Origin of the sequence: Actinomadura soli (assembly GCF_005889715.1) — a bacterium.
Classification (GTDB): Bacteria; Actinomycetota; Actinomycetes; order Streptosporangiales; family Streptosporangiaceae; genus Spirillospora; species Spirillospora soli.
In genome coordinates this window covers 1-8382 of the sequence record NZ_VCKW01000313.1, presented here as the reverse complement: position 1 = coordinate 8382, position 8382 = coordinate 1, and the positions used below count along the sequence as shown (strand labels likewise).

Annotated in this window: 7 protein-coding genes and 1 pseudogene; 2 read left to right on the top strand and 6 right to left on the bottom strand. The window is 73.2% G+C overall.

What is annotated here, in order from left to right; all coding sequences use genetic code 11:
- Positions 1-2481: sensor histidine kinase (locus ETD83_RS36390; protein WP_138649749.1), on the bottom strand; the 2481-nt coding region annotated here is incomplete at its 3' end.
- Positions 2482-2704: 223 nt separating this feature from the next.
- Between ETD83_RS36390 and ETD83_RS36385 the strand changes: the two genes are divergently transcribed.
- On the top strand, positions 2705-3901 hold the full coding sequence (locus ETD83_RS36385) for an ABC transporter substrate-binding protein (protein WP_138649751.1): 1197 nt from the start codon (positions 2705-2707) through the stop codon (positions 3899-3901).
- A gap of 43 nt (positions 3902-3944) precedes the next feature.
- Complete coding sequence (locus tag ETD83_RS36380) at positions 3945-4679, top strand: LLM class flavin-dependent oxidoreductase (protein ID WP_138649748.1); 735 nt, start codon at positions 3945-3947, stop codon at positions 4677-4679.
- A gap of 38 nt (positions 4680-4717) precedes the next feature.
- Here ETD83_RS36380 and ETD83_RS36375 read toward each other — a convergent pair whose 3' ends face one another.
- The 5 genes and pseudogenes from ETD83_RS36375 to ETD83_RS36355 form a co-directional block, all read right to left on the bottom strand.
- On the bottom strand, positions 4718-4966 hold the full coding sequence (locus tag ETD83_RS36375; RefSeq protein WP_138649747.1) for a hypothetical protein: 249 nt from the start codon (positions 4964-4966) through the stop codon (positions 4718-4720).
- 11 nt (positions 4967-4977) lie between these two features.
- Positions 4978-5232 (bottom strand): hypothetical protein, encoded by a 255-nt coding sequence (locus tag ETD83_RS45075; RefSeq protein WP_138649746.1) that lies wholly within the window; start codon positions 5230-5232, stop codon positions 4978-4980.
- Positions 5233-5254: 22 nt separating this feature from the next.
- Positions 5255-6439, bottom strand: a complete 1185-nt coding sequence (locus ETD83_RS36365) for a polyprenyl synthetase family protein (protein WP_138649745.1) — start codon at positions 6437-6439, stop codon at positions 5255-5257.
- Between the two features lie 50 nt (positions 6440-6489).
- Positions 6490-7908, bottom strand: a complete 1419-nt coding sequence (locus tag ETD83_RS36360; protein ID WP_230421418.1) for a family 2B encapsulin nanocompartment shell protein — start codon at positions 7906-7908, stop codon at positions 6490-6492.
- Positions 7905-8318: pseudogene (locus ETD83_RS36355) on the bottom strand (Crp/Fnr family transcriptional regulator); the annotation flags it as partial. The pseudogene ETD83_RS36355 and the gene ETD83_RS36360, both read right to left, overlap by 4 nt.
- Positions 8319-8382: the final 64 nt, after the last annotated feature.

Sequence of the window (8382 nt, the reverse complement as noted above, 5' to 3'; positions counted from 1 at the left end):
GGGGACGGGGGCGGCGAGGGGCGCCTCGCGCAGCTGGGCGGCCATGTTCTCCTGCCGGACGCGTTTCGGCAGCGGCGGCCGTTCGGCGGCGCCTCCCCCGGCAGGACGGCGCCGGACCTCGCGCGGCGAGCGCGGGATGCCGGGCGTCCGCTCCCGTCCGGGCCCCGGCTCGGGCTCCGGCTGGGGCACCGGCTCGGGCTCGGCCACCGCCGCGGCGGACGGCGGTTCGCCCCACGCCGACGGCGACGGCGTCCGCCGGGACGGCGCCGGTCCCTGCATGGGCTCCTCGAACACCGGAAGGGGCCCGGTCTTGGAACCGGGTTCGGAGGGCACGGAAGGCGGCGCGGGCGCGCCGAGCGGGTCAAGGGGGTCGAGCGGATCGCCGGTGTCCGGCGGGGCCGGGTGCCGCCCCGGCGGGAGCTGCAGGACGGACCCGCCCTGGTCGAACGCGGGCTGCCCGCCGAGGACCGTCCCGGCGGGGACGAGCGCGTCGTCCGCGCGGCCGGTGGTGAGCGCCGCCGCGCGGCCCGGCCCGGTGCCCGCCCCGGTGTCCCCGGCATCCCGGACGACGAGGTCCTCGGGCAGCAGGACGATCGCGGTCATCCCGCCGTACGGGGACGTCCGCAGCGTGACCCTGATGCGGTGCCGCCGCGCGAGCCGCCCGACGACGAACAGGCCGAGCTGCGCGCTGTCGGACAGGTCGAACTCGGCGGCGGTGGCGAGCCGCTCGTTGGCGGCGGCGAGCCCGGCCGCGTCCATGCTGAGGCCGCGGTCCTCGACCTCCAGCGTGAAGCCGTGCGCGACGGGCTGCCCCTGCACCTGGACGGTGGTGTGCGGCGGCGAGAACACGGTGGCGTTCTCGATCAGCTCGGCGAGCAGGTGGATGACGTCGGCGACGGCCGGGCCGACGATCGCGGCGCGGCTCATCGGCGCGACGTTGACCCGGGTGTAGTCCTCGACCTCGGACGCGGCGGCGCGGGCCACGTCCACGATCGCGACGGGGCTGCGCCAGCCGCGGCCCGGCACCTGCCCGGACAGGATGATCAGGCCCTCGGCGTGCCGGCGCATGCGGGTGGCGAGATGGTCGACGCGGAACAGGTCCTCCAGGTCGTCGGGCGTCTCGATGCGGCGCTCCATCGCGTCCAGCAGCTTGAGCTGCCGGTGCAGCAGCGTCTGGCTGCGGCGGGCGAGGTTGACGAACACGTCGCTGACGTTGCGGCGGAGCGTGGCCTCCTCGACGGCGCTCTGGATCGCCGTCCGCCTGGCCGCGTTGAACGCCTCGCCGACCTGGTCGATCTCGCGGGTGCCGAACCCGAGCGGCGGGGCCTCGGCGGCGACGTCGACCTCGTCGCCGCGCCGCAGCCGCCGGACCACCCCGGGCAGCCGGACGTCGGCCAGGTCGAGCGCCTCGCGGCGCAGCAGGGCCAGCTCGCGGATGATGGACCGGGCGACCCACACCGCGAGCACCAGGGACGCCGCGACGGCGACGAGCCCGAGCACGCCCGCGAGGACGACGCGGGTGATGATGCCGCCGGAGATCGGCTCGGCGCGCCTCTCCGTACCCGCCGACACCGCCAGCTCGAGGCCCCGCAGCCGGGTCAGGTTCGAGTCGGCGGTGGTCTTCCACACCACGCCGGTGCCGCCCGCGGCGTTGATCAGCCGCGGGGACGTGACGAAGCGGTCCTCCAGCACGCGGAGCCTGCCGTACTCGGGCATCGACACGACGCGCTTGTAGTAAGCCTGGTCGGCGGCCCGCAGCTCGGCCGCCGCGAACCCGTAGAGGGCGCGCTGCGTCCCGACGAGCTTGATGAACTGGGCGTGCTCCGCGGGCGTGACCCGCCCGGCGGCGAGCGCGCCGGCGAGGAGCGCGTCCTCCTGCGCGAGGACCTCGCGGGCGCGGGCCAGCGCCGTCTCGTTGCGGGCGTCCCTGGCCAGCTCGGAGTTGTCGAGGGTGACGAGCGAGCCCTGGAGCGAGCCGACGTCGCCGAGGAGGGTCGTGTAGCCGGCGAAGGCGCGCGTCCGGTCGGTCTTGCCGGCGTCGATGGCGCGGCGGCGGGCGTCCAGCCCGTCCAGCTCGCGGAGGATCTTGTCGGCGAGGCGGCGGGTGTCGGCGGACGCGGCGTCGCGGGCGGCCGTGTCGGTCACGAGCCGGCGGAACAGGCCGGCCTGCCGGTCGGTGACCAGCCGGCCCGACTCCATCGACGCCCGGTCGGCGCCCGTCCGGCCGCCGAGGAACACCATCGACAGCCGCCGCTCGGCCTGCAGCGCGCCGCCGAGCGCGCCCGACGGGTAGCCGTAGTGGTCCTGGACGGTCTCGACGTGCCGGAGGTTGAGGCCCTCGCCGAGCGCGATGCTCGCGGCGAACGCCCACAGCCCGCCGAGCGAGACCACCGACACGGTCACCATGAGGACGACCTTGAAGCGGATGGAGCGGAACCGCGCGGCCTTGAGGGTACGCCGACGGCCGGCGGCTGAGTCCACGGTGCGGCCTCGATTTGGCACTTCGGCTGACCTTCACTCGGACGGACGACAGTGACGGAGAACGGACGGAGGATGGTGACGGAGGGCTTGCGGGGGGCGACGGAGAGCGGGCGCGGGACGCAGGAGAGCCTAGAACCGCGCGCCGCCGTGTGTCGACAGTTTCCAGATCATCACGTTTTGTGCGCACCAACCGCCCGAAATGCCCCTACGATGCCTCAGCGTGATGGCTCGTATTCCGCACGCGACCAAAACCCGGCTCGCCGCGCCCGCCCTCGTCCTGTCCGCGGCCGTGGCGCTCACCGGCGCGTGCGGCGGTGACTCCGGCGGCTCCGCCGCGCCGCCCGACATCCCGATGGCGCAGCAGCTCGGCACCCCGGAGGGCCGGCTCGACATGGTCGTCTGGACGGGCTACGCGGAGAACGGCTCGAACGACAGGAAGGTCGACTGGGTCACCCCGTTCACGAAGGCGACGGGCTGCAAGGTCACCACGAAGGTGGCCGACACGTCGGACGCGATGGTCGCGCTCATGGAGACCGGACGCTACGACGGCGTGTCCGCGTCCGGCGACGCGAGCCTGCGGCTCGTCCACGGCGGGCTGGTGGCGCCGGTCAACACCGGCCTGATCGGCAACTACGCCGATATCGCCGGATACCTGAAGAACCAGCCGTACAACTCCGTGAACGGCCAGATGTACGGCGTCCCGCACGGGTACGGGGCGAACGTCCTGATGTACCGCACGGACAAGTTCCAGCAGCGTCCGACGTCCTGGAGCGTCATCTGGGACGCGGACTCCCCGGCCGCCGGGCACGTCGTCGCCTACGACTCGCCCATCTACATCGCCGACGCCGCGCTCTACCTCAAGACGCACCGCCCCGACCTGGAGATCACCGACGTCTACGCGCTGGACGAGGAGCAGTTCGCCGCCTCGGTCGACCTGCTCAAGCGGCAGCGGCCGAACGTCAACCAGTACTTCGTGTCCTACCTGGACGAGCTGCACTCGTTCACGAGCGGGTCCAACTACGCGGGCGTCGGCTGGCAGGTCACCGCGAACCTGGCGCTGGCGGAGAAGGCGCCGGTGGCGACGACGATCCCGGTCGAGGGCGCGACCGGCTGGTCCGACACCTGGATGATCTCCTCGAAGGCGCAGCATCCGACCTGCATGTACAAGTGGATGAACTGGATCACGGCGCCGAAGGTGCAGGCCCAGGTGGCGCAGTGGTTCGGCGAGGCGCCCGCCAATCCGAAGGCGTGCCGGTACACCGCGAGGGGCTTCTGCTCGACCTTCCGCGTCGGCGACCAGGCGTTCTACAAGCGCCTGGCGTTCTGGCGGACGCCGACGAAGGACTGCGGCGACGACCGCGGCGACGCCTGCGTCGACTACTCCCGCTGGATCGAGGCATGGACCCAGATCAAGGGCTGAGCCGGGCGGGAACAAGGCGGCCCGGCCGGGGGTTCTCGGCGGCATGAGCGACTACGGCAGGCCACTGGAATTCGGCTACTTCCTCGTCTTCCCGGACGTGGCGAGCCTGCCGCTGCGCCCGCCGGCGGTGCTGGCGAAGGCCGCCGCGAGCCTGGACGTGCTGAGCGGCGGCCGCGCCGAACTGGGCCTCGGCGCGGGCGGCTTCTGGGACGCGATCGAGGCGTTCGGCGGCCCCCGCCGCACCCCCAAGGAGGCCGCCGACGCGCTGGAGGAGGCCGTCACCGTCATCCGCAAGGTGTGGAGCGGCGAACGCAACCTGCGCTTCGACGGCGACCACTACCGCTTGAAGGGCGCCAAGGCCGGACCCGTCCCGGCGCACCGGATGGAGCTGTGGCTCGGCGTCGGCGGCCCGCGCGGCCTGGCGCTGACGGGACGCGCCGCCGACGGCTGGCTCCCGTCCTCCCCGTGGGCGACCCCGGAGCGGCTGCCCGCGATGCACGCGCGCATCGACGAGGCGGCCTCGTCCGCCGGACGCGACCCGGCGGACGTCCGCAGGCTCTACAACATCAGCGGGACGATCACCGACGGCGCGTCCGAGGGCTTCCTGCGCGGCCCCGCGTCCCAGTGGACGGACGAGCTCACCGACCTCGCCGTAGGCTCCGGAATGGACGCCTTCATCCTCTGGGCGGAGGGCGACCAGGAGGCCCAGATCAGGCGCTTCGCGGAGGACGTCGTCCCGACCGTCCGCACCCAGGTCGCCCAGGAACGCGGCCTCTAAAACCTCAGCGAGGGAGTGCGGCGCGGACGGGGCCTGGATCAGGGCCAGCGGTAGGTGCTGTTTTCGGCGGGGACGTGGTGCGGCAGGTAGCACTTGGTCGTGACGTGCTCGTCCTTGCAGTCGAGGCACAGGAACGTGCGGTGGCCGCGCAGCCCTCGGCCGCGTGCGTCGCACGGCGGGCAGATGCACGGCGACCAGCCGACGATGACGCGTCCCGGTTCGAGCCGGTGCCCCGCCGGGCACAGGAATGGCACATGGTCGCGGACGCCCGCCTGTTTCGCCTGCACGGGACGAGACTCTACTCGAACGTGTGATCGATCAGGAAGCGGCCTAACCGCGCGACCTGCTTGGCCGCCTCCATCTCGCGCGCGAACGTGTCGAGGGTGCCCGGGGTGTTGACGATGTCGAGGTCGGCGGTCAGCTGCGCGTGGAACACCTTCACCGCGACCTTCGTGCCGTCCCCGGCGTGGCCGAGGTACACGACGCCCTGGCCGCCCTGGCCGAGCCGGTAGGCGCCGAGCTGTCGTGGATCGTCGGGTGCTAGGGGCGGCACGCCTCGCAGTGTAGGGCCGCGCTCATCGGTCGCGGTGCGCGATGAGGCGGGCGAGCGTCCGGAGTTCGACGGCGGTGACGGGGTCGGGGGCGGCGGCGTCCAGCTCGCGGAGCGCGTCGGCGAGGACGGCGTCGGCGCGGGCGATCGTCCAGGCGCGGCCGCCCGCGGCGTCGATGAGCACGGCGGCCCGGGCAGCGTCGTCGCCGGTGAGGGGCTCGTCGCGCAGGTAGAGCGCGGCCAGCTCGTCGCCTGCGGGGGTGGCGGAGGTGAGCGCGGCCACGACGGGCAGCGACTTCTTGCGGGTGCGGAGGTCGGAGTGGACGGGCTTGCCGGTGACGGCCGGGTCGCCCCAGATGCCGAGCACGTCGTCCGCCAGTTGGAAGGCCAGGCCGAGCCGCTCGCCGAAGGCGCGGAAGCGGGCGGTCTGCTGGGCGGTGCCGCCGCCGTGGTCGGAACCGAGCGCGCACGAGGCGCCGAGCAGCGCGCTTGTCTTGCGGTTCGCCATGGCAACGCATTCGTCGAGGGTCACGTCGCCGCGCTCCTCGAACGCGAGGTCGGTGCTCTGGCCCTCGACCAGCTCGATGACGGCCCGTCCGAGGGTCCGGACGGCGCGCGGGACGATCAGTGCCGCCTCGCCCGGGAAGCGCTCGCCCGTGACGTCCACGCTCGCGAGGGCCTCGAACGCGGCGGCGAGCAGCGCGTCCCCGGCGAGGACCGCGGGGCCGGTCCCGAAGACGCTCCAGGCGGTCGGACGGTGCCTGCGGGTGAGGTCGCCGTCCATCACGTCGTCGTGCAGGAGCGAGAAGTTGTGCGCCAGCTCGACCGCGACGGCCGCGGGCACCGCGGCGGCGGCCGTCCCGCCGACCGCCTGCGCCGCCAGCAGCACCAGCGCGGGACGGATCGCCTTGCCGGACGCGCCCGCCGCGGCGCCGAGCGGGCGTCCCCGGTCGTCCCGCCAGCCGAAGTGGTAGGCGGCGATGCCGTGCATCGCCTCCGGCAAAGTTTTGACCGCGTCCCGCAGGGCCGGGTCGAGGAGGCGGCGGCTCCAGGCGAGCACCTCCGCGGCCGACCGGGCGGCGCCCCCGCCCTCCGCGGAGTCGCCGCCCGGCGCCTGGTCGCCTGTCGTGGGGCCGCCCGTCTCGGGACCGTCCACCGGTGGACGGTGGTCGCAGCGGAGGACCGCCGGGTCGTCTCCCCAGACGGGCATGTCGTCCCTCTCCTTCTGGTCTTCGTGGCGGGTGTGTCGCGGCGGGTCCGCTAGCGGGCTATCTCCACGTTCTCCAGGACGCCCAGCGCGTCGGGGACCAGCACGGCCGCCGAGTAGTAGGCGCTGACCAGGTACGACATGATCGCCTTGTCGTCGATTCCGGTGAACCGGACGGACAGGCCCGGACGGACCTCGTTCGGGATCCCGGTGCGCTGCAGGCCGATGACGCCCTGGTCGTCCTCGCCGGTGCGCAGCGCGAGCACCGAACTCGTCCCGGACCGGCTGATCGGGATCTTGTCGCAGGGGTAGATCGGGACGCCGCGCCACGCGTGCGCGCGGTGCCCGTCCACCTCGACGGTCGCCGGGTACAGGCCGACGCGGGTGCATTCGCGGCCGAACGCGGCGATGGTCTTCGGATGGGCGAGGAAGAACCGCGTCTTGCGGCGCCGGGCCAGCAGCTCGTCCATGTCCGCGGGCGTCGGCGGCCCGCCGCGGGTCTGGATGCGCTGCCGCAGGTCGGCGTTGTGCAGCAGGCCGAAGTCGCGGTTGTTGATCAGCTCGTGCTCCTGCCGTTCCCTGACCTCCTCGATGGTGAGCCTGAGCTGCTGCTCGACCTGGTCCATCGGGCCGTTGTAGATGTCGGCGACGCGGGTGTGGACGCGCAGCAGCGTCTGCGTGACGCTCATCTCGTACTCGCGCGGCGACGCCTCGTAGTCGACGAACGTGCCGGGCAGCGCGGGCTCCCCCGCGTGCCCGGACGCCAGGTCGATCGCGGCCTCGCCGTGCCTGGTCTGCGGCGGGACGGGAGCGCGCCGGTACTCCTCCAGGTGGGTGCGCAGCGAGTCGAACCGCTCGGTCAGCTCTTCTATCGCCTCCGGGGAGAGCGCGAGGACGATCGTGGGCGTGAGCGCGCGGTAGGTGTGCGTCCAGGCGTCACCGGCCCCGAGGAGGGCGCGGTCGCCGAAGAACCGGCCGCCGTCGAGGATGTCGACCCTGGTCTCGGCGTCGTACTCCCCCCGCGCGGTCACCTGGACCTTGCCGTGCGCGATGAGGTGGACGGTGTCCTCGGGACGGCCCGCCTCCGCGATCGTCTCGCCGGGCGCGTACTCGTGCTGGACGAACCGTCCGGCGAGCCCGTCCAGCAGGGCGGTGTCGGCGAAGCCGCGCAGCGGGGGCAGCTCGGTCAGCTCCGGCGGGATCACCCTGATCGCGGCGCCGTCGTTGACGAACGTGACCAGCCCGTCGCCGAGCTGGTAGGTGAGCCTGCGGTTCACCCGGTAGGTGCCGGCATCCGCCCGCACCCACGGAAGCTGCCGCAGCAGCCACCGCGGGGTGATGCCCTGCATCTGCGGGACGGACTTGGTCGTCGTCGCAAGGTTTCGGGCGGCCCTCGTGCTGAGGGCCAATCGCCGCTCGTCGGCGGCCGCCTCCGGCGCGGATCCTGCTGTCGCGGGGGGCGTCTCGGTCACGACGCGGCACCGCCGTGCGCGATCTCGACGGACTCCAGCATGCCGAGCGCGTCGGGCACCAGGACGGCGGCCGAGTAGTAGGCGCTGACCAGGTAGGAGATGAGGGCCTTCTCGTCGATGCCCATGTACCTGACGGAGAGGCCCGGCTGGTACTCGTCCGGCAGCCCGACCTGGTGCAGGCCGATGACGCCCTGCTTCTCCTCGCCGGTGCGCATCAGCAGGATCGAGCTCGTCCGCGTTTGGCTGACCGGGATCTTGTTGCACGGGAAGATCGGCACGCCGCGCCACGCTGGCACCTTGTTGCCGCCGACGTCGACGTGGCTGGGGTAGACGCCGCGCGCGCTGCACTCGCGCCCGAACGCGGCGATCGCCTTCGGGTGGGCGAGGAAGAACGCGGGGTCCTTCCAGACGCTGTCTCTTTTAACCATCTGACGCTGAAGAGGAATTACACGGTGTAAGTGTCGGTGGTCACGG